This window comes from Streptomyces sp. NPDC006372, from assembly GCF_040612515.1.
GTDB lineage: Bacteria > Actinomycetota > Actinomycetes > Streptomycetales > Streptomycetaceae > Streptomyces.
In genome coordinates, this window is sequence record NZ_JBEXQJ010000032.1 from 84,467 (window position 1) to 110,585 (window position 26,119).

Below are 26,119 nucleotides of genomic sequence, written 5' to 3' on the forward strand. Positions count from 1 at the left end.
GGACTCGCCTCCTCTCGGCGTCTCGGGGGACTGGATGAACCAGTCCGACGGATATGCAAGTACAACACGGAATCAGGGCCTCCGAGAAGGCCGCTGTTCTCGTGCCTAAGAACCTATGGGGATTGCTGGGGCATGCGCAAACTATTTTTTCGACGAGTTCGTGTCAGACCTGATCTGCCTCGCCCCCGCCGTACTGGCCTGCGCAGATGGCCAGTACGTCGGCTCCGTAGCGCGTGAGCTTGCGCATGCCGACGCCCGGGATGCGCGCGAGCTCGTGCTCGTCGTCGGGCGAGGTCTCGGCGATCGCCATCAGGGTCCTGTCGGTGAAGACGCAGAAGGCGGGCTGGCCGCTGCGTCGCGCCTGGTCGGCGCGCCAGTCGCGCAACTGCTCGTAGAGTCCCTCGTTCATGTCGGAGGGGCAGTCGTCGCACCGCATCAGCTTCATCTCACCCGCGTCCGTCAGGGTGCGGCCGCAGACCCGGCAGCGGGCCGGGGTTCGCTGGACCCGTCTCGGGGCGGAGTCCCTGGTTCCGGGGATGCCGCGCTCGATACCGCCCGTGCCCGCGGCGCCGGCACGGCCGGCGGTGCCCGTCGAACCGGGGCGCAACCCGTCGAGGAAGCGACTGGGCCGGCGGTTGGGCCGGCCGCCGGGCGAGCGGGAAAGGGCCCAGGAGACGTGGAGATGCTCCCGCGCGCGGGTGACACCGACGTACAGCAGGCGGCGCTCCTCCTCGATCTGCTCGTCGGTCTTGGCGTAGGTGATCGGCATCATGCCCTCGGCGACACCGACCAGGAAGACGACGTCCCACTCCAGGCCCTTGGCCGAGTGCAGGGAGGCCAGGGTGACGCCCTGCACGGTCGGGGCGTGCTGGGCGCCCGCCCGTTCGTCGAGCTCGGCGACGAGGTCGGCCAGGGTGGCGCCGGGCTTGGCGGCGGCGAAGTCCTGGGCGAGGTTCACCAGGGCCGCCAGGGACTCCCAGCGTTCCCTCACCGCGCCGGAGCCGGCCGGTGGCTGCGGCGTCCAGCCCTCCCCCGACAGCACGGCGCGCACCTGGGAGGGCAGGTCGACGACGTCGTCGAGGAGGGAGTCGTTGCCGCCGAAGCGGGCGGCGCCGCGCAGGGCGACGCCCGCCTTGCGTACCTCGGGGCGGTCGAAGAACCGCTCGGCGCCGCGCAGCTGGTAGGGCACCCCGGCGTCGGCGAGCGCCTGCTCGTAGGTCTCGGACTGAGCGTTCGTACGGAACAGGACGGCGATCTCCGCGGCCGGGACACCCGAGTCGACGAGTTCGCGGATGCGGCGGGCCGCGCCCTCCGCCTCGGCGGGCTCGTCGGTGTACTCGGTGTAGAGCGGCTCGGGCCCGGGAGCGCGCTGGGAGACGAGCTCCAGCCGGTGGTCGGCGGCGCGGCCCCGGGCCTGGGCGAGCAGGCCGTTGGCGAGGTGCACGACCTGGGGGGTGGAGCGGTAGTCGCGGACCAGCTTGACGACGGTGGCGCCGGGGTGGCGGGTGCGGAAGTCGAGCAGATGGTCCGGGGTGGCTCCTGTGAAGGAGTAGATCGTCTGGCTGGCGTCGCCGACCACGCAGAGGCTGTCCCGCTCCCCCAGCCACAGCTCCAGCAGTCGCTGCTGGAGGGGGCTGACGTCCTGGTACTCGTCGACCACGAAGTGCTGGTACTGCGTGCGGACCTGCTCGGCGATGTCGTGCCGGTCCTGGAGGACGGCCACGGTCAGCAGCAGCACGTCCTCGAAGTCGATGACGGAGCGCTCGCGTTTGAGGTCCTCGTAGGCGGCGTAAAGCTGGGCGATCTCGGCGGGGTCGCGGGGAGCCTCACGGCCGGCCTTGACGGCGGCGGGGGCGTAGTCGGCGGGGACGGTCTGGGTGACCTTGGACCACTCGATCTCGGCGGTCACGTCCCGCAGCTCGCCCCGGTCGAGCCGGATGCGGCAGGCGGCGGCCGCGTCGGCGACGAGCTGGATCTTGCGGTCGACCAGCCGGGGCAGGGAGCCGCCGATCGCTTTCGGCCAGAAGTACTGGAGCTGGCGCAGGGCCGCCGAGTGGAACGTGCGCGCCTGGACGCCTGCGGCGCCGAGCTGGCGCAGCCGGCCGCGCATCTCTCCGGCGGCGCGGTTGGTGAAGGTGACGGCGAGCACGCTGGAGGGGTGGAGGATGCCGGCGCGCACTCCGTAGGCGATGCGGTGGGTGATCGCCCGGGTCTTGCCCGTGCCCGCGCCCGCCAGGACGCACACCGGGCCGTGCAGGGCCGTGGCCACCTCGCGCTGCTCGGGGTCGAGCCCCTCGAGCACCGCGTCGGCGGAGTCCGGTACCTGCGGGAACAGGGTGGAGTGCGTTGCTGCTGTCACACAGCCATGCTGCCAGGTCGCACGAGACGGCTGTGCCGGTTGTCCACAGGCAGGCACCGATAGTCGTACCAATGCGGCAGGCGTCACGTGCGGCAGGCCACGGGCCCCGGGAATGGTGGACCTTTCACATACGTTCCACGGAGGCGACCAACCGTCCCCGAGCCGTTGAAGGAGCACCAGAGACATGCTGGGCACTGTGACGATGTACAGCACCACGTGGTGCGGCTACTGCCGCCGGCTGAAGAGCCAGATGGACCGCGAGGGCATCGCGTACACCGAGATCAACATCGAGCAGGACCCGGAGTCCGCCGCGTTCGTGGAGAAGGCGAACGGCGGAAACCAGACGGTGCCCACTGTCCTGTTCCCGGACGGCTCCACCCTCACCAACCCGTCGCTGGCTCAGGTGAAGCAGAAGATCGGCGCCTAGTCGCCACGCGGTTGTGCGGGGAAGGCGGTTCCTGAGACGGCTCAGGAACCGCCTTCTCGTGGTTCGTCCCGCGGCACCGGCTTGTCCCAGACCACGACGTAGCGCCACAGCAGCGTGCGACGCCAGACGCAGCCGGGCAGCAGCCGGTGGGCGGTCTGCCGGATCTCCGTCCAGGACGTGTGTACGTCTTCCATGGGCATGCCGACCGGGCCCCGCTTGCCGCCGTGCCGGCGGGTGTACAGCAGGCTCGCGGGTAGGCCGCACGCGCTGATGAGCCAGTCCCGGACCGTCCGGTTGGCGGCCATGCCGACGATCACCAGACGGCCGCCGGGTGCGGTGAGCCGGGCGAGGCGATTGACCGCTTCCTCCAGCGGGGCGTGGTGGACCACCGCGACCGCGCAGACGAAGTCGTACGCGCCCTCGGCCAGGGAACCGTCGGCGAGGTAGTCCGCCTCCAGGTACACGACGTTGCCGGGCGCCTGCGCGTGAGCACGGGCGAGCTCGATCATCTGCGGTGAGCGGTCCACGCCCGTGACGGAGGCCGCCCGTCCCGCGAGTTTGCGGGCGAGCAGGCCGTCGCCGCAGCCGGCGTCCAGGGCTGTGCCGCAGCCGTCCGGTACTGCGGCGAGCACCGCCGGGTGGTGGTGGACGTTGTGGTTCCAGTACGGATCGGTCATGCGGGTGGGCCCCGTCAGGCGGCGCTCCTCATGGGGAGCGGCTTGCCGTACCAAAGCTCGATCAGGCGGGCCGCGATCGAGATGCCGTAGGGCGGGAGAACCTCGCCGGACTCGAAGGCGGCGCGCAGTTCGTCGCGGGAGAACCAGCGGGCCTCGTGGATCTCGTCGCCGTCGACCTCGATCTCGGTGGAGGTGGCACGGGCCAGGAAGCCCAGCATGAGGCTGGACGGGAAGGGCCAGGGCTGGCTGGCGACGTATTCCACCTGGCCGACGGTGATGCCGACCTCCTCGAGGACCTCGCGGCGCACCGACTGCTCGATGGCCTCGCCGGGCTCGACGAAACCGGCGAGCGTCGAGAAGCGGCCCTCGGGCCAGTGGACCTGGCGGCCGAGCAGGAGGCGGTCGTCCTCGTCGGTCACGGCCATGATCACGGCGGGATCCGTGCGCGGGTAGTGCTCAGCGCCGCAGGCCGGGCAGCGGCGGATGTGGCCGGCCGCGGCGATGACGGTGCGCTCGCCGCAGCGGGAGCAGAAACGGTGCGTGCGCTGCCAGTTCTCCAGGCCGACGGCGTGCACCATCAGGCCCACGTCACGGGCCGAGAGCAGCAGGCCCGCCTCGCGCAGGCCCGCCGGGCGCGCGGACTGGTCCATACGCCCGGGCAGGGAGTCCTTCTGGAGGGCGAAGTAGCTGACGCCCTCCTCGTCGTTGCCGAGGAAGTAGCGGTGCGCCTCGGTGAGGGGGGCCTCGAAGGAGGGCGTCATGACGATTTCGGTGCGCCCGTCGGCCGTCTCGTCGATGAGGACCTGGCCGCCGGAGACCACGAAGCAGCGCGTGGTGGGGTGGCTCCACGCCGCCGCGAGCCAGGCCTCGTCGAGCCGGTGGTGCGCGGCCCGGTCGATGCCGCTCGGGGCGGTGAGCGAGATGGGTCGGTCGGCGTTCTGGTCGGTCCAGGTGGTCACGGGTGCTTCCAACTCCCCGGTGGAACGGTCGGGTTCGGCAGGCTGATCAGCGGGACGTACGGCGGGAGGCGACCGCCTCCGGGGGCGTTCGGGACGTACGGGGCGGCCCCTCCAGTGTGCCCCGCACGCGCTGCCGGTCCGGACGGCGCGGAACGCTCAGGGCGCATGACGCCAGTGCTCGGCGAGGTCGCCCCACAGGTACGCCGTGGTCTCGACGCCTTTGAGGAGCAGGTCGAGTTCGACTTTCTCGTTCGGGGCGTGCCAGCCGTCGGACGGGACGGAGATGCCGAGGAACAGCACCGGTGCGTCGAGGACGTCCTGGAGGTCCGCGGCCGGTCCGGAGCCGCCCTCGCGGGTGAAGCGGACGGGTTTCCCGAAGGCCCGGCCCATGGCGCGGGCGACCGACTGGAGGGCCGGGTGGTCCAGCGGCGTCAGGCACGGGCGCGTGGCCCCGCTGAAGGTGATCTCGCAGCGGATCCCGGCGGGCACCTGCTGCTCGGCCCAGGCGCGTACAGCTTTCTCCACGTGGTCCGGGTCCTGGCCCGCGACCAGCCGGAAGGACAGCTTCACCATGGCGGAGGACGGCACGATCGTCTTGCTGCCGGGGCCCTGGTAACCGCCCCCGATGCCGTTGACCTCCGCGGTGGGGCGGGCCCAGACGCGCTCCAGGGTGGTGTACCCGGCCTCTCCCCGGGTGGCGTGCGACTTGGCCGTGCGCAGCCACTGTTCCTCGTCGAAGGGCAGTTCGGCGAAGAGTTCGCGCTCCAGGTCGCTGAGTTCGATGACACCGTCGTAGAAGCCGGGGATCGCCACGCGCGCGTGCTCGTCGTGGAGGGCGGCGACCAGGCGGGCGGCGGCCGTCGCCGGGTTGGGCACCGCGCCGCCGAAGGAGCCGGAGTGGATGTCCTGGTCGGGGCCGTGCAGCCGTATCTCGCACTCGGCGAGGCCGCGCATTCCGGTGCACACCGTGGGGGTGTCCTCGGACCACATGCCGGTGTCGGAGACGATCACCGCGTCGGCGGCCAGCCGCTCGGCGTGCTGCTCGACCAGCGCCCGGAAGTGCGGCGAGCCGGACTCCTCCTCGCCCTCGATCAGCAGCTTCAGGTGCACGGCCGGAGTGGTGCGGCCGGTGGCGGCGAGGTGGGCGCGGACGCCGAGGGTGTGGAAGAAGACCTGGCCCTTGTCGTCGGCCGCCCCGCGCGCGTAGAGGCGGTTTCCCCGGATCTCCGGCTCGAAGGGCTCGCTGTCCCAGCCGTCCTCCCGGGCGGCGGGCTGTACGTCGTGGTGGCCGTAGACCAGCACCGTCGGGGCCTGCGGGTCGTCGGAGGGCCACTCGGCGAAGACGGCGGGCGCGCCCGGGGTCTGCCAGACCTCGGCCGTCGGGAACCCGGTCTCCTTCAGCTGGGCGGCGAGCCAGTCGGCGCTGCGTCGTACGTCGGGCGCGTGGTCCGGCTGGGCCGACACCGACGGGATGCGCAGCCACTCGGCGAGGTCGTCGAGGAAGGCGGCGCGGTGCTGCTCTATGTACGTACGGACGGCGCTGTCCGGGGTCTGGCTCATGGTCACGAGCCTATCGGCCCGCACTGACGTCCTCGGAGTGCGGTTCCTCACCGGCCGGCTCCTCCAGGAGAAGCCGTTCCAGGGCGGCACGGTCCGGTAGCGCGTCCGGGCGTTCGACCTCGCCGCTGCGCACGTACAGGAACGCGGCCGTGACCGACTCCGGGGGCACGCCCTGCTGCTCCGCCCAGGCCAGGCGGTAGACGGCGAGCTGGAGCGGGTCCGCGGTGCGGGAGCGGTTGGTCTTCCAGTCGACGATCTCGTACGTCGCCTCCGCCCCGTCGCCCTCCTTGTAGACGGCGTCGATGCGGCCCCGGACGACGCGGCCGGCGATCGCGAGCTGGAAGGGGGCCTCCACGCGGTAGGGCGTGCGGTGCGCGTACTCGGTGCGTTCGAAGGCGGTCTTGAGGGCCTCCAGGTCCCGTTCGTCGGCGATCTCGGCTTCGCTGCCGGGAAGTTCCTCGGGCTCCAGCATGGGCAGCGTCAGTTCCTCGAAGCGGGCCTCGACCCAGGCGTGGAAGCGGGTACCGCGGCGTGCGGCGGGCTGGGGCGGGCGGGGCATGGGGCGGGCCAGTTCCTGCGCGAAACCGTCCGGGTCGGCGGCCAGGCGCAGCAGCTGGGACGCCGTGAGCGACGCCGGAAGGCGGACTTCCGTGACGCTGTCGCGGGCGCGCAGGAGCTCGCCGGTGAGGGCGTCGAGGTCGCGGTCCCAGGAGGCGATGGTGCGGGCCTCCTCGGGGGTGAGGTGCGGTTGCTCGGGGACCCTGGGGTGGGGGCGGGCGTGCGGGGGTTCCGGTGGGGCCGCCTGGTGGGGGACCCGGGGGCGGTCCGCCGGCCGTGCGTCCCGGCCGGCCGGCTCTTCCGGGAGTGGGGCTTCCGCGGGGTCGTCGTAGTCGGCGGCGGGGGCGTTCCCGAAGGCCTCGTTCTCAAAGGGGTCGTCCTCGAAGGGCGACTCCTCGAAGAGTTCGTCCTCGAAAGGGTCCGGTTCGTCATACGGAGGCTCGTACGCGGTTTCGTACGGGGCGTCCTCGTCCTCCGGTGGCGCCGGCCACTCCGGGTCGTCGAACCTGTCCGGGTCGTGCACGGCGGCGGGGCGCCCGCCCTGCTGGGACGCGATGTCCTCCAGGTGGGCCAGGACGGTCTCGGCCGCCGCGCGGCGACGGGCCAGGGCCGCCTCGTCCAGGGGCAGGGGCCACACCTGGTCGGCGGTGGCCTGGTGCAGGGCCGGGTTCTCCTCGTCCTCGGCGGGTTCGTCCGCCCAGGCCTCGATCTCGCCGTACCCGGCCGCGCAGTGGTCGTGCAGCGCCTGGAGGAACGCCGACGGGCCGCGGCGTTTCTTCTGGGTGGGTCCCCACCAGTGGCCGGAGCCGAGGAGCAGGGAGCGGGGGCGGGTGAAGGTGACGTAGCCGAGGCGCAGTTCCTCGGTGTGCTGGTGGTCCTTCATCGCCTCGTGGAAGTCCTTCAGGCCCCTGGGGTCCCAGGACGCGACGTCGGGCAGTGTGTCGGCGTCGCCACGCAGTCCGTGCGGAAGGACCTTGCCCTGGGAGGTCCACTTCTCGCGGCCCTGGCTGCTGGGGAAGGTGCCGGTGACCAGGCCGGGGACGACCACGACGTCCCACTCAAGCCCCTTGGACTTGTGGGCCGTGAGCACCTTGACGGTGTTCTCGCCGCCCGGCAGGGCGTTGTCGAGGCCCTTCTCGTACTGGGCGGCGGTGCGCAGGAAGCCGAGGAAGGCGAGCAGGGTGGCCTCGTTGTCGCCGGCGGCGAAGGAGGCGGCGACGTCGAGGAAGTTGGACAGGGTCTCGCGGCGGCGGGCGGCCAGGGCGTGCGGGGACGCCGACAGCTCCACCTCCAGGCCGGTGACGGAGAGGACGCGGTGCAGGACGTCCATCAGAGGGTCGGCCAGGGAGCGGCGCAGTTCGCGCAGTTCGGTGGCGAGGCGGGCGAAGCGCACGCGCGCGTCGGGCGAGAAGGGCAGACCGTCGTCGTCCCCGTGGCCGTCCAGCGGCGTCTCCAGGAACGTGTCGAGGGCGTCCGCGAGCGAGATCACCTCGGCCGGGTCGACGCCCTCGACGGCCTCGGCGAGCCGGTGGTCCGGGTCGTCCTCGCCCGCCACGCGCGCGTGGGCCACGAGGAGCCGGGCCCGCCGCCCCAGCAGGGCGAGGTCGCGCGGGCCGATGCGCCAGCGCGGGCCGGTCAGCAGGCGCACCAGGGCGGCGTTGGCGCCGGGGTCCTGGAGGACCTCGCAGACGGCGACGAGGTCGGCGATCTCCGGGAGGTGCAGCAGTCCGGACAGGCCGACGACCTCGACCGGGATGTCCCGAGCCACCAGCGCGCCCTGGATCTCGGCGAAGTCGGTCGCCGTGCGGCACAGGACGGCGATCTCGCCGGGCGCCGTCCCGGTCCGGACGAGGTGGGCCACGGAGTCGGCGGCCCAGTCGATCTCCTCGGCGTGGGTGCGCAGCAGGGCGCAGCGCACGATGCCGTCGCGTTCGGCGCCGGGGGCCGGGCGGAGGGCCTCCACTCCCGCGTGGAGGGCGCGCAGGGGCTCCGCGAGTCCGTTGGCGAGGTCGAGGAGGCGGCCGCCGCTGCGCCGGTTCTCGCTGAGCGCCTGGCGGGTCGCGGGGCGGCCGTCGGCGTGGGCGAAGTGCTCGGGGAAGTCGTCGAGGTTGGCGACGGAGGCGCCGCGCCAGCCGTAGATCGCCTGGCACGGGTCACCGACGGCGGTGACCGGGTGGCCGGTGCCGTCGCCGAAGAGGCCTGCCAGAAGGACGCGCTGGGCGACCGACGTGTCCTGGTACTCGTCGAGCAGGACCACCCGGAACTCGTCGCGCAGGACGCGGCCCACCTCGGGGAGCCGGGCGAGCTGGGCCGACAGGGCGATCTGGTCGCCGAAGTCGATCAGGTCCCGTTCGCGCTTTGCGGCCCGGTAGCGGGTCACCAGCTCGGCCAGTGCGCGGCGGGCGGCGGCCGCCTCGGGGACCTTGCGCAGGTCGGCGTTGGTGAGCTTGGCGCCGCGCAGGGTGAGCAGCAGTTCGGCGTCGTACGCGCGCAGCGCCTCCGGGCGGACGAGGTGCTCGGCGAGTTCGGCGTCGAGGGCGAGGAGGTCGCCGACGAGGTCCGGGAAGGAGCGGGTCAGGGCCGGGTAGGGCCCGGGTGCCTCGCGCAGGACGCGTGCGGCGAGCTGGAAGCGGGTCGCGTCGGCGAGCAGCCGGGACGTGGGCTCCAGACCGATGCGCAGGCCGTGGTCGGTGAGCAGGCGGCCCGCGAAGGCGTGGTACGTGGAGATCACCGGCTCGCCCGGCGGGTTGTCCGGGTCGATGGCGTCCGGGTCGGTCACGCCGGCCTTCACCAGTGCCTTGCGGACGCGTTCGGCGAGTTCGGCGGCGGCCTTGTTGGTGAAGGTGAGGCCGAGCACCTGCTCGGGGGCGACCTGACCGGTGCCGACCAGCCACACCACGCGTGCCGCCATCACCGTCGTCTTGCCCGAGCCGGCACCGGCGACGATCACCTGCGGGGCGGGCGGCGCGGTGATGCAGGCCGTCTGCTCCGGGGTGAACGGGATACCGAGGAGTTCCTTGAGTTGTTCGGGATCGGCGATACGGGCTGGCACGTGAGAGAGGCTAGCGGCGGCCACTGACAGTGGTGGCCGGATCGGCTTCCGGGACAGAGGAAGCGCAGGTCACCACGGGTGGTGCGATACCTCACTCGACACCTCACTCGACGACATGACGGCCCTCCTGCCGTGCGCTGCACGAGGCCCGGAAGGCGCAGTGCGTGCAGTGCTGCCCGGCGGTCGGCGTGAACCGCTCGTCGAGGACCTTGCCGGCGGCGGTGGCGAGCAGGTCGCCGACCCACTCCCCCTCCAGCGGCTCCTGGGCCTGCACCTTGGGGAGGGTCTCGCCGCCGTCGCGCTTGGCCGCGCCCTGCCGGAGGTGGACGAGTTCGGCGCCTCCGGGTTCGGGGCGCACCCCGTCGAAGGCGTCGTCGACGGCGCCCTCGCGGACGGCCAGCTGGTAGACGGCGAGCTGTGGATGCCGCTCCACCTCCTTGCCGGTGGGCGCCTGCTTGCCGGTCTTGAAGTCGACCACGTAGGCGCGGCCGTCGCCGTCCGCCTCGACCCGGTCCATCTGGCCGCGGATGCGCACCTGGTAGTCGCCCGCGTCGAGGGTGACGTCGAAGTCGTGCTCGCTGGCGACCGGGGTGCGGCCGGTGCGGTCCATGACGTGCCACCGCAGGAACCGTTCGAGCGCCACGCGCGCGTTGTCCTTCTCCTGGTCCGACTTCCACGGCGCGTCGAAGGCCAGGGCGTTCCACACCGAGTCGAGGCGTTCCATGAGGACGGAGAGGTCGGCCGGGGTGTGCCCGGAGGCGACCTCGTCGGCGAGGACGTGCACGACGTTGCCGAAGCCCTGGGCGGCGGTCGCGGGCGCGTCGGCCTTCACCTCGCGGCCCAGGAACCACTGGAGGGCGCAGGTGTTGGCGAGCTGGTCGAGGGCGCTGCCGGAGAGCACGACGGGCTGGTCGCGGTCGCGCAGCGGCACCTTGGACTCGGTCGGCTCGAACATGCCCCACCAGCGGTAGGGGTGCGCGGACGGCACCAGGGGGCGGCCGTCCTCGTCGGCGAGGGCGGCGAGCCGGGCGAGGCGGCGGGCGGCGGCCTCCCGGAGGGCGCCGGAGACGCGCGGGTCGACCGTGGTGGCGCGCAGTTCGGCGACGAGCGCCGCGACGGACAGCGGGCGGCGGGGGCGTCCCGTGACGTCCCCGGGTTCGACGCCGAGCTCGGTCAGGAAGCGGGAAGGCTGGTCGCCGTCGTCCGCGGGGGCCTTGACCGCGGTGACGACGAGACGTTCACGCGCGCGTGTGGCGGCCACGTAGAACAGGCGGCGCTCCTCGGCGAGCAGCGCGCCCGGGGTGAGGGGTTCGGCGAGTCCGTCGCGGCCGATGCGGTCGGCCTCCAGGAGGGAGCCGCGGCGGCGCAGGTCCGGCCAGAGACCCTCCTGGACGCCCGCGACGACCACCAGGCGCCATTCCAGGCCCTTGGAGCGGTGTGCGGTCATCAGGCGGACGGCGTCGGGGCGTACGGCACGCCGGGTGAGGGTGTCGGCGGCGATGTCCTCGGCCTCGATCTCCTCGAGGAAGTTGAGGGTGCCCCGGCCGCCGGTGCGCTCCTCGGCCCGGGCCGCGGTCGCGAACAGCGCGCAGACGGCGTCCAGGTCGCGGTCCGCGTTGCGCCCGGCCGCGCCGCTCCGCCGGGCGGCCCGCTCCAGCCGCGCGGGCCACGGTGTGCCCTCCCACAAGTCCCACAGCGCCTCCTCGGCCGTACCGCCGCCGGCCAGCCGCTCACGGGCCTTGCGCAGCAACGCGCCGAGGCGCTGGGCGCCGCGCGCGTAGGTGGGGTCGTGCACGGCGAGGCGCTCCGGCTCGGCGAGTGCCCGGGCGAGCAGTACGTCGGAGGGCGGCGGCAGCGCGTTGCCCGCGGCCCGCTCCTCGTCCCGCAGGGCCCTGCCGAGACGGCGCAGGTCGGCGGCGTCCATGCCGGCGAGCGGTGAGGTGAGCAGGGTGAGGGCGGTCTCGGTGCCGAGCCAGGAGGCCGGCTCGGACTCCCCGGGAGCCGCCGCGCCCTCGGCCCCCGAGGCCTCGGCCGTCGCCACCGCCCGCAACGCCGTCAGCAGCGGTGCCACCGCGGGTTCGTGGCGCAACGGTACGTCGTCGCCGTCCACCTCCACGGGGACGCCGGCCGCCGTGAGGGCGCGGCGGACCGCCGGGACGGTGCGGGAACCGGCGCGTACCAGGACGGCCATCTCGCTCCACGGGACGCCGTCCTCCAGGTGGGCCCTGCGGAGGATGTCGGCGATGTTGTCCAGTTCCGTGCCGGACGTGGGGTACGTGTACGCCTCGACCCGGCCGCCGTCCCGGACGGGCACGAGTTCGCGGTGGGCGCGCACCTTCTCGGCGGGCAGCCGGGTCAGCGGCATGCGCTGGGTCAGCAGGCGGGTGGCGGCCAGCAGGGCGGCGCCGGAGCGGCGGGACGTGCGCAGCACGGCGACGGGGGCGGGGCGGCCGTCCGCGCGCGGGAAGGCGTGCGGGAAGTCGAGGATGCCGTTCACGTCCGCCCCGCGGAACGTGTAGATCGACTGGTCGGGGTCGCCGAAGGCGACTAGGGTGCGGCCCCCGCCGGCCAGGGCGTGCAGGAGCCGTACCTGAGCGGGATCGGTGTCCTGGTACTCGTCGACGTAGACGGCGTCGTACCGGGCGGCGAGCCAGGCGGCGACCTCGGGCCGGCGGGCCAGGAGCACCGCGCGGTGGACGAGTTCCGCGTAGTCGAGGACGCCCTGGAGGTCGAGCACGTCGAGGTACTCGGCGAGGAAGGCGGCGGCGGCGCGCCAGTCGGGGCGTCCCGTGCGGCGGGCGAAGGCGTCCAGGGCGTCGGGGCCCAGGCCGAGTTCACGGGTGCGGGCGAGGACCGCGCGGACCTCGTCGGCGAATCCGCGCGTGGTCAGGCAGGCGCGCAGTTCGTCCGGCCAGCGCACGTTCGCCGCCCCGAGCCGTTCCAGGTCGACCTGGCCGGCGAGCAGCTCCCGCACCGAGACGTCCTGCTCGGGGCCGGACAGCAGCCGCATCGGTTCCACGAACAGGTCGCTGTCCTGGTGGGCGCGGACCAGGGCGTAGCAGAACGAGTGGAAGGTGGTCGCCTGGGGAGCGCGGGCCGCCCCGGTCCGCAGGGCCATGCGGTCGCGGAGCTCGACGGCCGCCCTGCGGCTGAAGGTGAGGACCAGGACGCGCTCGGGGTCCCCGCCGCGGGCGATGCGCTCGGTCACCGACTCGACGAGCGTGGTGGTCTTTCCGGTGCCCGGACCCGCGAGGACGAGCAGCGGTCCGGTGGTGTGGTCAACCACGGAGCGCTGCGCGGCGTCCAAAAGAGGGGGATCCACTCGGGCAGGAGGGGTACGTACCAGTCGGTAAGCGCCACGGTTCCCCCGCCGCACCCGGGGGTGCGACAGGCCGCTGGTGGAGGAAGAGGAGCTCACGTGGTTCGCCGGTCCTGGTGGAAGTGCTGGTTGGCGGGCCACCGCGCGTTGCGGGCGGTGACCGCGGGGTGACGGGGACGCGTGCGGCCGACGCTACGCCGGCGGATGAGGCGGAAGCAGGGCTTCCCCTTCTTCCCGCCAGTCACTCGCGGCCCTCATGGCACTCGCGCCCCTCGTCTCACGAACGTACGTCATGTCGCTCCTGTGCCCCGATTCCCCCGTCCGGATCACGGGTCACACGAGGGGGCGTGCGATGCCGGAAGCTGTCAGGTGTGACCCTCCGCGCGTTCGCCGCCGTCCCAGCGCGCCCGTCTCATGTCGAGGCGGGGCAGATGGCCCTCGGCGGCCCGGCTCGCCTGCTTCAGGGGCGTGCCCTCCTCGCGGTAGTGCCCGAGCGCCCGCTGTTCGTGCCCCGGGAGCAGGACGCCGTCCGCGCGGACGACGCGCCACCACGGCACGGCTCCCCCGTACAGGGCCATGACGCGGCCGACCTGGCGTGGGCCGCCCTCCTCGAGCCACTCGGCGACGTCCCCGTAAGTCATGACACGACCCGGCGGGATCAGCTCGGCCACGTCCAGGACCCGCTCGGCGTACGCGGGCAGCGCCTCCGCGGCCTCGTCCTCGTACCGGCCCCCCTCAGGGCTCCGCTCACTCATCCGCCCCATCCTGCCCCACCCCACCGACAACGGGCCGCGCGTGCTCCGGAGCGTTCGCCTCGCCCGGCAGGAGTACGTCGGGCAGACTGTCCGCCCCCGCATGTGCACCCTGATGCCCCCGTGTGTCGGTGCGGCATGCCACCATCGTGCGGGCGGTGACCGGTGATACGAGACCAAGAAGAGACCATGAAGCAGCAGGGTGCGCAGCCGGACGACACGGAGGGCACCTCTGACGCTGCGTCGCGCCCGGACACGCCGGACGACGGCTCGAAGGCGGGCGGGAAGCAGGCCCGGCCGGTCTCCGGGGAACAGCCGGTCTCCGGGGAACCGGACATCGTGCAGATCGACGAGGTGGAGGGCGACGAACCGCTGCTCCCCGCGCGCGTGCACCGCCCGTCCGATCTGATGCGGCTGCTGGTGGGCGTGCTCGCCGTCGCGGTGCTCATCGGGATCGCCGCGTTCGCGCACGGCACCACCTCGGGCCTCGAACAGGACATCAACAAGGGCACCGGGCAGGCACCCGACCTGCTCATCAAGATCGCGGGACTGGCCTCCAGCATCGCGATCCTGCTGGTTCCGGTCGCCTTCGCCATCGAGCGGCTGATCAAACGGGACGGGCTGCGGATCGCCGACGGCGTGCTCGCGGCGGTCCTCGCACACGGCGTGACCCTCGCCACCGACCTGTGGGTGGCCCGCGCCGCCCCCGACTCGATCCAGGAGGCGCTCACCCAGCCCTCCCCCGGCGACGTCCACGCGCTGACCGACCCCGTGCACGGCTATCTGGCGCCGGTCATCGCGTACATGACGGCCGTCGGCATGTCCCGCAGACCCCGCTGGCGCGCCGTGCTGTGGGTCGTGCTGCTCCTCGACGCCTTCTCCATGCTCGTCACCGGGTACACGACACCGTTCTCGATCATCCTGACCGTGCTGATCGGCTGGACCGTGGCCTACGGCACGCTGTACGCGGTCGGCTCGCCCAATGTCCGGCCCACCGGGCAGACGCTGATGGCGGGCCTGCGGACCGTCGGATTCCGCCCGGTCAGCGCGTCCCGCGAGGACACCTCGGACAACCCGGACACCGGCGACCGGGGCCGCCGCTACTTCGTCACGCTCGAGGACGGCCCGCCGCTGGACGTGACGGTCGTCGACCGGGAGCAGCAGGCCCAGGGCTTCTTCTACCGCGCCTGGCGCAACCTGACCCTGCGCGGCTTCGCCACCCGCAGCAGTCTCCAGTCGCTGCGGCAGGCCCTGGAGCAGGAGGCGCTGCTGGCGTACGCGGCCATCGCGGCCGGCGCCAACGCGCCCAAGCTGATCGCCACCTCGGAGCTCGGCCCCGACGCGGTGATGCTCGTCTACGAGCACAGCGGCGGGCGCACCCTCGACTCGCTCCCGGACGAGGAGATCACCGACGACCTGCTGCGCGACACCTGGCACCAGGTGGAGGCGCTCCAGTCCCGGCGTATCGCGCACCGCAGGCTGGTGGGCGACGCGATTCTGGTGGATCGTTCCGGCACGGTGATCCTCACCGACCTGCGCGTCGGCGAGATCGCGGCCGGTGATCTGCTGCTGCGCATGGACGTCTCCCAGCTGCTGGTGACCCTCGGCCTGCGGGTGGGCGCCGAGCGGACGGTCGCCTCGGCGGTGGGGGTGCTCGGGCCCGACGCGGTGGCGGACTGTCTGCCGATGCTCCAGCCCATCGCCCTCAGCCGCTCCACGCGCGCGACGCTGCGCCGACTGGCCCGGGAGCGGGCACAGCGCGAGCGCGAGGCGGTCCTGGAGGCGTCCCGGCAGACCAAACAGGCCCGCCTGGAGGAGGCCTCGGACGATGACACCCCACCGGTCTTGGACAAGGCCGACAAGAAGCACGACAAGAAGGCCGTACGGGCGGAGCAGCGGGCCGAGAAACGGGCCATCGACGAGGCCCTGGAGGAGGCGCGCGAGGAGGACCTGCTCTCGCAGATCCGGCACCAGGTGCTGCTGATCAGGCCGCAGGCTCCGGTCGAACCGGCCCGGCTCGAGCGGGTGCGGCCGCGCACCCTGATCAGTTTCATCGCCGGCGCGATCGGCGCGTACTTCCTGCTGACGCAGCTCACGCACATCGAGTTCGGGCCTCTCATCTCGAACGCCGAGTGGGGCTGGGTCGCCGCGGCCGTGCTGTTCTCGATGGGCAGCTATGTGGCGGCGGCGATGGCACTGCTGGGCTTCGTACCGGAGCGGGTGCCGTTCCTGCGGACCGTGGCGGCGCAGGTCGCCGGGTCGTTCGTGAAGATCGTCGCACCGGCCGCGGTGGGCGGTGTCGCGCTCAACACGCGCTTCCTCCAGCGCGCGGGAGTGCGGCCGGGGCTCGCGGTGGCGAGTGTCGGCGCGTCACAGCTGTTCGGGCTCGGCTGCCACATCCTGATGCTGCTGGCCTTCGGCTATCTGACCGGAACCGAGAAGACCCCGTCGCTGTCGCCGTCCCGGACGGTCATCGCCGGCCTGCTGACGGTGGCGGTGCTCGTGCTCGTGGTCACCTCGGTGCCGTTCCTGCGGAAGTTCGTCGTCACGCGGGTGAGGTCGCTGTTCGCCGGTGTCGTACCGCGCATGCTGGACGTGCTCCAGCGGCCGCAGAAGCTGGTCACCGGCATCGGCGGCATGCTGCTGCTGACCGCCTGCTTCGTGATGTGCCTGGACGCGTCGATCCGCGCGTTCGGCGACGACTCCACCTCGATCAGCATCGCCAGCGTCGCCGTCGTGTTCCTGGCGGGCAACGCGCTGGGATCCGCGGCTCCGACACCGGGTGGCGTGGGCGCGGTCGAGGCGACTCTGACGGTCGGTCTGATCGCCGTCGGACTTCCGAAGGAGGTCGCGGCACCGGCCGTCCTGCTGTTCCGGCTGCTGACCCTGTGGATTCCGGTGCTGCCGGGCTGGCTTGCCTTCAACCATCTGACTCGCAAGCAGGCCCTCTGACAGGGCTTGCCCACGGGCCACCGTGCAGGCCGGAGAGCAGGCCTTTCGGCCACATCAGCCCCTCTTACCTCGTACGGCACGCGTCCCGCGCATCCGGCTCCGTACCGCCGCAGGATGGAACCATGCCACGCCTCCTCCGGCTGCGCGCCGCCGCCCTGACCGCCACCGCCGTGCTGCTGTCCATCGGGCTGGGGGGTTGCGGTGACGACGGCGCCAAGGACGAGGACCTCACCCAGCAGGAGCTGAACTGGAAGGCCTGCCCGGCGCCGGACGAGGCCCAGGGCGGAGGCACCTCGCCCTCTCCGCTGCCGCACGGCGGCGAGTGGCAGTGCGCCACCATGAAGGCGCCCCTCGACTGGAACGACCCCAAGGGCGACACGATCGACCTCGAGCTGATCCGGGTCAGGAGCAGCGGCAAGGGGAGCGAGCGCATCGGCTCGCTGATCTTCAACTTCGGCGGTCCCGGCGGCTCGGGCGTCACCACCCTGCCCTCCTTCGCCGACGGCTACGAGACCCTGCGCACCCGCTACGACCTGGTCAGCTTCGACCCACGCGGAGTGGGCCGCAGCGCCCCCGTGCTCTGCGAGAACGACCAGCAGCTCGACGCGTACTTCCAGCAGGACGCGACCCCCGACACCGCCACCGAACGCACCGACCTCGTCGACGGCACCAAGGACTTCAACGACGCCTGCGAGGAGAACTCCGGGAAGGTGCTGCCGCACGTGCGCACCACCGACGCGGCCCGCGACCTGGACCTGATGCGCCAGGTCCTGGGCGACGACAAGCTGAACTACTTCGGCTTCTCCTACGGCACCGAACTCGGCGGCGTCTACGCCCATCTGTTCCCGAAGCGGGTCGGCCGCGCCGTGTTCGACGCCGTCGTCGATCCCTCGCAGGACCCCGAGCAGGGCTCGCTCGGACAGGCCAGGGGCTTCCAGCTGGCGCTCGACAACTTCGCCGAGGACTGCGTGTCGAAGACCGAGGAGTGCCCCATCGGCGACAGCGCGCAGGACGTGAAGGACCGTATCGCCAAGCTGCTGAAGGACCTCGACCGCCAACCGATCCCGGGCGTCTTCCCACGCGAGCTGACCCAGACCGCGGCGACCAACGGCATCGCACAGGCGCTGTACTCGAAGGACTTCTGGCAGTACCTGACCGACGGCCTGCAGCAGGCGTACGACGGCGACGGCAGCGTCCTGCTGTCGCTGTCGGACTCGATGAACGGGCGCAGTGAGAACGGGGAGTACGACAACTCGACCGCCGCCCACACCGCCATCAGCTGCGCCGACGCCAAACCGCGGTACGACACCGCCTACGTGGAGCAGAAGCTGCCCGAATTCCGGGCCGCGTCCGACACGTTCGGCGACTTCCTGGCCTGGGGCATGATCGGCTGCACCGACTGGGCCGTGGCGGGCGCCGCCGACCATCCGACCGTGAGCGCGCCGGGCTCGGCGCCGATCCTGGTCGTCGGCAACACCGGCGACCCGGCCACCCCGTACGAGGGCGCGCGGAAGATGGTGGACGCGCTGGGCAAGGGTGTCGGTGTCGAGTTGACGTACCGGGGGCAGGGCCACGGCGCCTACGACAGCAAGAACAAGTGCGTACGGAGCGCGGTGGACGGCTATCTGCTGGACGGGAAGGTGCCGCCGTCGGGGACGGTCTGCACCTGAGCACAACCGCTCTCCCAGCAAAGGCGCAGGTCAGAAGGTTATCCACAGGCCGCAACGGCTGACGCCGCATCTGCCTACCATGGCCTGACCGCCATCCGCGGCACGGTGCGGACGGCCTGCGAGGGGGGATGGGCACATGTCGCGTTTTCTACGGTGGACCGCTCTGGCGGTCGCCCCGGCCCTGCTGGCCGCGGGATGCAGCGGTGACGCGTCCGACGACAAGAGCGGTGGCCTCTCCTGGGGCCGCTGCGAGGCCACCTCCGACGCCCCGGCGCCGAGCAGCGACTGGCAGTGCGCGACGCTGAAGGTGCCGCTGGACTGGTCCGAACCGAACGGCGACACGATCGGGCTGGCACTGATCCGCGCCAAGGCCCGCGGCGACGACCGCGCCGGCTCGCTGCTGTTCAACTTCGGCGGCCCCGGCGCCTCGGGCGTGTCCATGATGCCGTCGTACGCCCCGACCGTCTCCAAGCTCCACGAGCGGTACGACCTGGTGAGCTGGGACCCGCGCGGGGTCGGCGCCAGCGAGGGGGTGCGCTGCCGCGGCGACAAGGAGATCCAGGCGGCCGAGTCGGTGGACGTCACCCCGGACACACCCGCCGAGGAGAAGGCGTACTTCGAGGACGCCAAGGACTTCGGGAAGGGCTGTCAGAAGGACGCCGGAAAGCTGATGGCGCACGTCTCGACCGCCGACTCGGCCCGCGACATGGACCGCATCAGGGAGGCCCTCGGCGACGACAGGATGCACTACTTCGGCATCTCCTACGGCACGGAACTGGGCGGCACGTACGCCCACCTGTTCCCGAAGAAGGTGGGCCGGATGACGCTGGACGCGGTCGTCGACCCGGGCGCCGACACCGCCGGGCACGCCCGGAACCAGGCCAGGGGCTTCCAGCGCGCGCTGAACGGCTACCTCGAGTCCACGGGCCAGGACCCTGCGGAGGGCACCCGGAGGATCGCGGATCTGCTGCGGCGGCTCGACACCCGGCCCCTGCCGACCGGCACGCCCGGGCGGAAGCTGACCCAGACGCTCGCGGTCACCGGCATCATCCTGCCGCTGTACAGCAAGGACAGCTGGCCGACGCTGACCAGTGCCCTCGACACGGCGGAGCGGGGGGACGGCTCGGAGCTGCTGGCCCTCGCCGACCGCTACAACGAACGCGACCCGTCGGGGCGGTACGGCACGACGACCCACGCCCAACGGGTCATATCGTGCCTGGACGACAGGCAGCGGCCGACCGCGGCGCAGACGAAGGAGCGGCTGCCGGAGTTCGAGAAGATCTCCCCGGTCTTCGGGAGGTACCTCGGCTGGGACACGGCCGGCTGGTGCCACGACTGGCCGGTGCCCGGGCAGCACGACACCCCGGAGGTGAGCGCCCCCGGGGCGGCACCGGTCCTGGTGGTCGGCAACACGGGCGACCCGGCCACCCCGTACGAGGGTGCCCGGAGGATGGCCGACGAGCTGGGCAAGGGCGTCGGTGTGATGCTCACCTGGCGGGGCGAGGGACACGGCGCCTACGGCAGTGGGAGCGACTGCGTCGACTCCGCGGTGGACGCGTACCTGCTGGACGGGTCGGTACCGAAGGACGGCAAGGTCTGCTCATGACGACGGCGGGGGCTTCGGACACCCGTGGTGCGCGAAGCCCCCGCCGCTCGGAAGGGAATGCCGGATCCGGCTCAGTACACCGGCTTGTCCGGCTCGATCTGGTTGACCCAGCCGATCACGCCGCCGCCGACATGGACCGCGTCCGAGAAGCCCGCGGACTTCAGCACCGCGAGGACTTCCGCACTGCGGACACCCGTCTTGCAGTGCAGGACGATCTTCTTGTCCTGCGGGAGGCTCTCCAGGGCGGTGCCCATGAGGAACTCGTTCTTCGGGATCAGCCGGGCGCCCGGGATGGAGACGATCTCGTACTCGTTCGGCTCACGGACGTCGATGATGTCGATGCTCTCGCCGTCGTCGATCCACTCCTTGAGCTGCTTGGGAGTGATCGTGGAGTCGGCCGCCGCCGCCTGGGCCTCCTCGGAGACGACGCCGCAGAAGGCCTCGTAGTCGATGAGCTCGGTGACGGTCGGGTTCTCGCCGCAGACGGCGCAGTCCGGGTCCTTGCGGACCTTGACCTGGCGGTACTGCATCTCCAGGGCGTCGTAGATCATCAGCCGGCCGACCAGCGGTTCACCGATGCCGGCGAGCAGCTTGATGGCCTCGTTGACCTGGATCGAGCCGATGGACGCGCACAGCACGCCCAGCACGCCGCCCTCGGCGCAGGAGGGGACCATGCCGGGGGGCGGGGGCTCCGGGTAGAGGCACCGGTAGCACGGGCCGTGCTCGGACCAGAAGACGGAGGCCTGGCCGTCGAAGCGGTAGATCGAACCCCAGACGTACGGCTTGTTCAGCAGTACGCAGGCGTCATTGACCAGGTAGCGGGTCGCGAAGTTGTCCGTGCCGTCGACGATCAGGTCGTACTGGCTGAAGATGTCCATCACGTTGTCGGCCTCGAGCCGCTCCTCGTGAAGGATCACGTCCACGTACGGGTTGATGCCCTTGACGCTGTCGCGGGCGGACTCGGCCTTGGGGCGGCCGATGTCGGACTGGCTGTGGATGATCTGGCGCTGCAGGTTCGACTCGTCGACCTCGTCGAACTCCACGATGCCGAGGGTGCCGACACCCGCGGCGGCCAGGTACATCAGCGCCGGCGAGCCCAGGCCGCCGGCGCCCACACAGAGCACCTTGGCGTTCTTCAGCCGCTTCTGCCCGTCCATCCCGACATCGGGGATGATCAGGTGGCGGGAGTACCTGCGGACCTCGTCTACGGTGAGCTCGGAAGCCGGCTCGACCAGGGGTGGCAGCGACACGGGGACTCCGTTGGTCGGTCAATCACTACGGTTGTTCTCCCCGTAACAGTGCCATGTGCTTTTTCATTCCGAGACACCTGTTCCGATCTGCGAGACGATCTCGTCCCAGTAGCCGGGCATGGTCTCCCAGGGGTCGGTGCGGCCGCCGCAGTCCGTGCGATCGGTGAAGTAGATCGTCGCGGCGCCCTGCCAGCGGGAGATCCGCAGCGCCTCCTCCAGATGGGCGCGGGGCACACCGTGGACGAAGTGGCAGAAGCGCTCCGGCGGGTGGTCGGCGGTCCACTCGGCCACCTGCGACCAGCGGTAGTCGCTCCACGGGCCGGAGAAGGTGACCAGCTGGTCGGCGAGCTCGGCGTAGCCCGGATGCGGGTGGATGCCGTGGCCGAGGACGATGTGGGCACCGTCACGGATCACCCGGAGGGTGGCGACCGTGCGGCGCACCTCGGGCAGCCCGACGTGGTCGGCCGGGCAGCGGTCCAGGAGGAAGCCGTCGACCTTGTACCAGTCGACGTAGCGGTGGGCGTCCCCGATCAGTTCGCCGAAGGTGCGGGTGCCGTACCGGGTACTGAGATGGCCGAGGACCCGGACGCCCGCGTTGCGCAGACGGCCGGCCGCCTCCAGGCAGTGCGGGTCGGGGCGGGCGCCGGGACCGTCGCCCACGTTGAGGACGACCCAGTGCAGCGGGGTGCCGGGCCGGGTGAGTTCGCCCCACTCGGTGCGGGCGAGCAGGGGATGCGCGTAGCCGGGGACGCCGACGCCGGACCTGAGCTCCGTACCGGAGGTGCGTGGCGGTCTGCTGGTCAGATGCGGCATGCGGCCTCCATCCAGATGTCGGCGAGGGACTCCTCGAGACCGATCCGGGGGCGCCAGCCGAGCCGGTCACGCGCGGTGCGCACGTCGGCCTGCTGCCAGCTGCCGCAGCCGTCCGGGTACGGGAAGGAGACAGGGGGCGCGTGGTCCGCGTCGGAGGAGCGGGGGTGGCCGATGACCGGGCGCAGGGCGCCGGGAGGACTGTCGAGTTCGTGGAGGGCACCGCCGTATCCGGCGACGCGGGCGAGGACCGCGGCGGCGTCACGGAGGCGTACGGCACGGCCGGAGCCGATGTTGATGACGCCCTGGGCGGCGGAGAGCGAGGCGGCGTGCACGGCTCGGGCCACGTCGCGGACGTCGACGAAGTCGCGCTGTGCGCCGAGCCCGCCGAGTTTCAGTTCGCCGTCGCCGGACTGCATGGCGCGGCGCATGGCCTCGGCGAGCCGGCCCAGCGGGGAGCCGGCGGGGGTGCCGGGTCCGGCCGGTGAGAAGACGCGCAGCACGACGGCGTCCAGACCGGAGCCGAGGACGAGTTCGGTGGCGGCGAGTTTGCTGACGCCGTACGGCCCGCCGGGCCGGGGCACGGCGTCCTCCGCCGTGGAGGAGCCGGGCTGGCTGGGGCCGTACTCCGCGCTGCACCCGATCTGCACCAGCCGGGCTCCGCAGCCACTGCGGCGCAGCGCCTCGCAGACGGTGGCCACGGCGACGGTGTTGTGGCGGGTGAGCTCGCGGGCACCGCCCCGGGTGGCACCGGCGCAGTTGACGACGACTCCCGGGTGGACCGCGTCGAGGAAGCGGGTGAGGGCGCCCGGGCTGCCGGAGGCGAGGTCGAAGCGGACGTCGGCGTCGTCGCCGCGTCCGAGGGCGGTGAGCTGTACGGCCGGGTCGGCGAGCAGGCGGTCGGCGACGAAGCGTCCGATGTAGCCGTTGGCTCCGATCAGCAGGACTCTCATCGCGCGGCTCCCGGGGCGGCCGCGGCTCCTGGGTGGGTGGTCATGTCGGTTCTCCTTGGAGGGGACGGGAGGGGACGGGCCTGACAGGGCGGTGAGGGCGGTGCGGGTGCCGGCGGCTCGGGCGAGTGCGGGCGGCCCCGGCTCCTCTCCCGCGAGTCGCGGTCACCGCGCCTGCTGCGGGGGTGCGTGGGCCGAGGCCCTGGTCAGCTTGCGGGTGGCGTGGATCAGGAGGGCCAGGGCGGCCGCTCCGCAGGCGACGGTGGGGACGCTGCCGGCTCCCCAGGTGGTGACGAGGGTTTCGGCGGGAGTGGCCAGGAAGCCGCAGCCGGGCAGACGGGAGGCGAAGACCGTGGCGAGGGCGGCCGCCTGGAGGGTGGCCGTCGCCGTGAGGATCACGGCCGGGGCGTAGGTGAAGCCGTGGGTGGTGAGGAGGCGGGCCAGGAAGAGGAGGGCGCCGAGGGTGAGGACCTCCGCGTAGGCCGCGGGTTCGTCGAGGACCGCGGTGCAGAGGGTGAGCAGGGCCGCCAGGGCGCACAGGAACAGGACGAAGGTGCCGAGCAGCAGCGGTCGTACGGCGGCGGCGAAGTCCTCCAGGCCGCGGCTCGCCCCGAGCTTGCGGCGGGCGCGAGCGGTGAAGAGGTGGGCTGCCCAGGCCGCGGGCGCGCAGGCCAGGGTGAGGGCCAGGACGGGGGCGGCGGTGAGCGGCCAGGGGCCGTCGGCCGTGCCGGTGGGCAGGCCGTCGGGGCCTCCGGCGATGGCATCGCGGAGCAGGCCGTCGCCCAGGAGGGAGTAGACGAGCAGCCACCAGACCCATGTGGCGGTCCGGCGGGGGTTGGTGCGGTCGGTCGGGCTCAGCGGACCCCGGCGCGAGGCGGCGCGGAGGGCCAGGGCCACGGCGAGCGCTCCGGCGGCGGCCGCGAAGAGGCGGGACCGGCCGTGGGTGACGTGTGTGGCGGTCACGGCGGCGGCGCACAGCGTTCCGGGCAGGAGCGTCAGGAGGACCCAGCCGGCGCGTACCCGTGGGGCGTCGGGCGTGGCGGGCGGCGGGCCGTCCCCGTCCCGGGACACCCGCGCGAACATCTCCTCGGCCAGGGAGAAGACGTCCCGGTGGCGGAAGCGGGCGGCGGTCCGGTCGGTGAGACCGTGCGCTTCCAGGCCGGCCGCGATCTCGAGGGGGTCCACCGCACGTTCGCACAGCTCGCGGTGGCGGTGCATCAGCGCCTTGACGGGGTCGGCGGCACCACGTCGCGTGGCGGACGGTGTGCGGTCGGCGGGCTTCTCCGCAGCGGCCGGGTCTGTGGACTCGGGGCTCGGCGCCGACTCCCGGCCGGGGTCCCACGCGCCGGGGCGGTCCAGTTCGTCCAGGTCGTTCATCGTGCTCCCTCCGGGGCCGGAACCGGGCCGGTTCCTCGTGCGGGCCGGCCCGTCGCCCAGCCGGGGGTGGTGCGAGCGGGGTGTGGGGGTGTCGCGGCGGACCAGCGGACGGGGACGTGGGACTCGGCGGGATGGGCGAAGGGAAGCGGCTCCCCCGCCTCGTCGAGCACGACACGCCGGACGGGGGTACGCGAGACGATCTCGAGGTAGATGCCGTGAAATGCCTCGATGTTCTGCTCGACCGTGAACAGTTCGAGGGCCCGGGCGCGGGCGGCGGCGCCCAGGCGCGCACGGCGCTCGGGGTCGCGCAGCAACGCCACGCACGCCTCGGCGAGTGCCCGGGGATTGCGCGGCGGTACGACGAGGCCCGTGCCGCCGATGACCTCGACGACCGCGCCGACGTCGGTCGACACCGTCGCGCGCCCGCAGAGCATGGCCTCGACGAGGCCGATCGGGAAGCCCTCGACGACGCTGGACAGAACGGTCACCGCGCCCGAGGCGTAGGCGTCGGAGCGGGCCGGGAGCTCCGGTCCGCCGATCTCCTCGAAGGACACCGGGTTGTCGCCGGCGGCGTGCGGGCCGTCGGCCTCGTCGGGGAAGAGCTGGGCGGCCAGGGTCCGGCAGTGGCCGAGGTAGGCCGCACCCTCGGGGCCGGTGGGCGCTCCGACGATGCGCAGGCGCGTCGCCGGCTCCTGCTTGCGGATCTCCGCGAAGGCGTGCAGCAGCGAGACCAGGTCCTTGGCGGGCTCGACGCGCCCGACCCAGACGAGCGTGCCCGGGTCGGCGCACTCCGGGGACTCGCCGACGTCCGCGAAGGGCCGGGCGTCCATGCCGGGGTAGACGGTGCGGAGCTTCTCGCGGTCGGCGCCGCAGCGCTCCTGCCAGCGGCGGGCGTGCGTGTTGCCGGCCGTGACGAGGACGGCGCGAGCGTAGGCCTCGGCCGCGAGTCTGTTGTGGAAGGCCGCCAGCAGGGACCGTACGGCGGGTGGGGAGTCCGGGGCGGTGAGGTAGTGGGTGCGCAGGCGCACGCCGTACTCGGTCACCAGCAGGGGCACACCGGTGAAGTGGCGGGCGAGCAGGCCCGGCAGGGCGGCGGTGCCGCCGGACGCGGCGTGACAGAGGTCGACCGTGCCCAGCCCGTCGTCCTCGTACCAGTCGAGGGAGAGGGGGCGCAGGGCGCCTTCCAGCCGGGTGGCCACGGTGAGCAGGTCCGGTACCCGGGCCTCGCGTGCCGCGCGGTGGGCGCCGGGCGCACGACAGGCGCGTTCCAGCGCGCGGACGGCGGTCTCGGAGCGGAGCGCTCCGGACAGTCCGCCCTCCTCGCGGGCGAGTTCGGCGAGCCCGTACAGAGCGTTGGCGAAACGGTCCGCCTCAGGGGTCGGCGCCCCCCGGGAAGGTCCCTGAGCGGCCGCTGCAACACTCCCGGACCCCCCGCACAGCACGGTTGCCAGTTCGCCGAAGCAGTCGGTGAACCGCCGGCGGGCGCGGCGGCCGAGGACCACTCCGTCGTCCTCGGCCATCCACAGCGGCGCGGTGCGCACCCTGCGGACATGCGGGGGCAACGGGATCCAGCCCTCGTCCTCCTGGTGTTCGCTGCGGCTGAGCGCGTAGACGTCGAACTCGTGCTGTCCGAGCCCGCGCACCAGCCGGTCGCACCAGAGTCTGGCGTCACCGCTCACGTACGGATAGCCACCCTCGGTCAGCAGTCCGATGCGCACGAGTGCACCCCCGATCTCCCGTATGGGGAGCCGCCGTTGTCCGGCGGCTCGCAGCGGGAAGAACGTATGCGGACAAGGCGGTGGTGGGGGGGGCGGGGGTGGGGGGGCGGCACCACACCGTGG

The 26,119-nt window shown here is 72.8% G+C and carries 16 protein-coding genes; 4 read left to right on the forward strand and 12 right to left on the reverse strand.

The genetic code is table 11. The features are described 5' to 3' along the window. Window positions 1–163: 163 nt before the first annotated feature. Window positions 164–2,416, reverse strand: a complete 2,253-nt coding sequence (locus ABZ016_RS33840; protein ID WP_356920519.1) for an ATP-dependent DNA helicase UvrD2 — start codon at window positions 2,414–2,416, stop codon at window positions 164–166. A gap of 127 nt (window positions 2,417–2,543) precedes the next feature. On the opposite strand from ABZ016_RS33840, the gene ABZ016_RS33845 reads away from it, so the two are divergent. Beyond that, window positions 2,544–2,786, forward strand: coding sequence for a mycoredoxin (locus ABZ016_RS33845; RefSeq protein ID WP_003992805.1), 243 nt, complete (start codon window positions 2,544–2,546; stop codon window positions 2,784–2,786). A 41-nt stretch (window positions 2,787–2,827) separates the two neighbouring features. On the opposite strand, the gene ABZ016_RS33850 is transcribed toward ABZ016_RS33845, so the two are convergent. The 6 genes from ABZ016_RS33850 to ABZ016_RS33875 all read right to left on the reverse strand — a co-directional run bounded on the left by ABZ016_RS33850 (window position 2,828) and on the right by ABZ016_RS33875 (window position 13,666). Next, complete coding sequence (locus ABZ016_RS33850) at window positions 2,828–3,463, reverse strand: class I SAM-dependent methyltransferase (protein ID WP_356920520.1); 636 nt, start codon at window positions 3,461–3,463, stop codon at window positions 2,828–2,830. 14 nt (window positions 3,464–3,477) lie between these two features. Beyond that, window positions 3,478–4,422, reverse strand: a complete 945-nt coding sequence (nudC, locus tag ABZ016_RS33855; RefSeq protein WP_356920521.1) for an NAD(+) diphosphatase — start codon at window positions 4,420–4,422, stop codon at window positions 3,478–3,480. Window positions 4,423–4,578: 156 nt separating this feature from the next. Continuing rightward, entirely contained in the window at window positions 4,579–5,982 is a 1,404-nt protein-coding gene (locus ABZ016_RS33860) for a dipeptidase (protein ID WP_356920522.1), read from the reverse strand. 10 nt (window positions 5,983–5,992) lie between these two features. Beyond that, window positions 5,993–9,592 carry a UvrD-helicase domain-containing protein gene (locus ABZ016_RS33865; RefSeq protein ID WP_356920523.1) on the reverse strand — a complete coding sequence of 1,200 codons (3,600 nt, stop codon included), beginning with the start codon at window positions 9,590–9,592 and terminating at the stop codon, window positions 5,993–5,995. 103 nt (window positions 9,593–9,695) lie between these two features. Beyond that, window positions 9,696–13,010, reverse strand: coding sequence for an ATP-dependent DNA helicase (locus ABZ016_RS33870; RefSeq protein WP_356920524.1), 3,315 nt, complete (start codon window positions 13,008–13,010; stop codon window positions 9,696–9,698). Between the two features lie 266 nt (window positions 13,011–13,276). Continuing rightward, complete coding sequence (locus tag ABZ016_RS33875) at window positions 13,277–13,666, reverse strand: MGMT family protein (protein ID WP_356920525.1); 390 nt, start codon at window positions 13,664–13,666, stop codon at window positions 13,277–13,279. A 186-nt stretch (window positions 13,667–13,852) separates the two neighbouring features. On the opposite strand from ABZ016_RS33875, the gene ABZ016_RS33880 reads away from it, so the two are divergent. From ABZ016_RS33880 to ABZ016_RS33890, 3 genes are all read left to right on the forward strand, one after another. Next, window positions 13,853–16,615, forward strand: a complete 2,763-nt coding sequence (locus tag ABZ016_RS33880) for a lysylphosphatidylglycerol synthase transmembrane domain-containing protein (protein WP_356920526.1) — start codon at window positions 13,853–13,855, stop codon at window positions 16,613–16,615. 122 nt (window positions 16,616–16,737) lie between these two features. Then, window positions 16,738–18,285: an alpha/beta hydrolase gene (locus tag ABZ016_RS33885; protein WP_356920527.1), complete on the forward strand. Its 1,548-nt coding sequence runs from the start codon at window positions 16,738–16,740 to the stop codon at window positions 18,283–18,285. Window positions 18,286–18,421: 136 nt separating this feature from the next. Continuing rightward, on the forward strand, window positions 18,422–19,891 hold the full coding sequence (locus ABZ016_RS33890) for an alpha/beta hydrolase (protein ID WP_356920528.1): 1,470 nt from the start codon (window positions 18,422–18,424) through the stop codon (window positions 19,889–19,891). A gap of 71 nt (window positions 19,892–19,962) precedes the next feature. Here the strand turns inward: ABZ016_RS33890 and moeZ are convergent, their stop codons facing one another. From moeZ to ABZ016_RS33915, 5 genes are all read right to left on the reverse strand, one after another. Beyond that, window positions 19,963–21,141: an adenylyltransferase/sulfurtransferase MoeZ gene (gene moeZ, locus ABZ016_RS33895; RefSeq protein WP_356920529.1), complete on the reverse strand. Its 1,179-nt coding sequence runs from the start codon at window positions 21,139–21,141 to the stop codon at window positions 19,963–19,965. Between the two features lie 63 nt (window positions 21,142–21,204). Further along, entirely contained in the window at window positions 21,205–21,954 is a 750-nt protein-coding gene (locus tag ABZ016_RS33900) for a spherulation-specific family 4 protein (protein WP_356920530.1), read from the reverse strand. Further along, the gene (locus ABZ016_RS33905) at window positions 21,942–22,904 is read right to left on the reverse strand and encodes an NAD-dependent epimerase/dehydratase family protein (RefSeq protein ID WP_356920531.1); all 963 of its coding nucleotides are present in this window, start codon (window positions 22,902–22,904) and stop codon (window positions 21,942–21,944) included. Before ABZ016_RS33905 ends, ABZ016_RS33900 begins: the two co-directional genes overlap by 13 nt. Before the next feature lie 162 nt (window positions 22,905–23,066). Further along, complete coding sequence (locus ABZ016_RS33910; protein ID WP_356920532.1) at window positions 23,067–24,278, reverse strand: hypothetical protein; 1,212 nt, start codon at window positions 24,276–24,278, stop codon at window positions 23,067–23,069. Further along, complete coding sequence (locus tag ABZ016_RS33915; protein ID WP_356920533.1) at window positions 24,275–25,996, reverse strand: DUF3492 domain-containing protein; 1,722 nt, start codon at window positions 25,994–25,996, stop codon at window positions 24,275–24,277. Before ABZ016_RS33915 ends, ABZ016_RS33910 begins: the two co-directional genes overlap by 4 nt. Window positions 25,997–26,119 lie beyond the last annotated feature (123 nt).

Excerpts from the sequence above, each read along its gene's own strand:
- ABZ016_RS33845 (WP_003992805.1), top strand. The coding sequence starts at position 2,544 with ATGCTGGGCACTGTGACGATGTACAGCACCACGTGGTGCGGCTACTGC.
- ABZ016_RS33850 (WP_356920520.1), bottom strand. The coding sequence starts at position 3,463 with ATGACCGATCCGTACTGGAACCACAACGTCCACCACCACCCGGCGGTG.
- ABZ016_RS33860 (WP_356920522.1), bottom strand. The coding sequence starts at position 5,982 with ATGAGCCAGACCCCGGACAGCGCCGTCCGTACGTACATAGAGCAGCAC.
- ABZ016_RS33875 (WP_356920525.1), bottom strand. The coding sequence starts at position 13,666 with ATGAGTGAGCGGAGCCCTGAGGGGGGCCGGTACGAGGACGAGGCCGCG.
- ABZ016_RS33880 (WP_356920526.1), top strand. The coding sequence starts at position 13,853 with ATGAAGCAGCAGGGTGCGCAGCCGGACGACACGGAGGGCACCTCTGAC.
- ABZ016_RS33885 (WP_356920527.1), top strand. The coding sequence starts at position 16,738 with ATGCCACGCCTCCTCCGGCTGCGCGCCGCCGCCCTGACCGCCACCGCC.
- ABZ016_RS33890 (WP_356920528.1), top strand. The coding sequence starts at position 18,422 with ATGTCGCGTTTTCTACGGTGGACCGCTCTGGCGGTCGCCCCGGCCCTG.
- ABZ016_RS33900 (WP_356920530.1), bottom strand. The coding sequence starts at position 21,954 with ATGCCGCATCTGACCAGCAGACCGCCACGCACCTCCGGTACGGAGCTC.
- ABZ016_RS33905 (WP_356920531.1), bottom strand. The coding sequence starts at position 22,904 with ATGAGAGTCCTGCTGATCGGAGCCAACGGCTACATCGGACGCTTCGTC.
- ABZ016_RS33910 (WP_356920532.1), bottom strand. The coding sequence starts at position 24,278 with ATGAACGACCTGGACGAACTGGACCGCCCCGGCGCGTGGGACCCCGGC.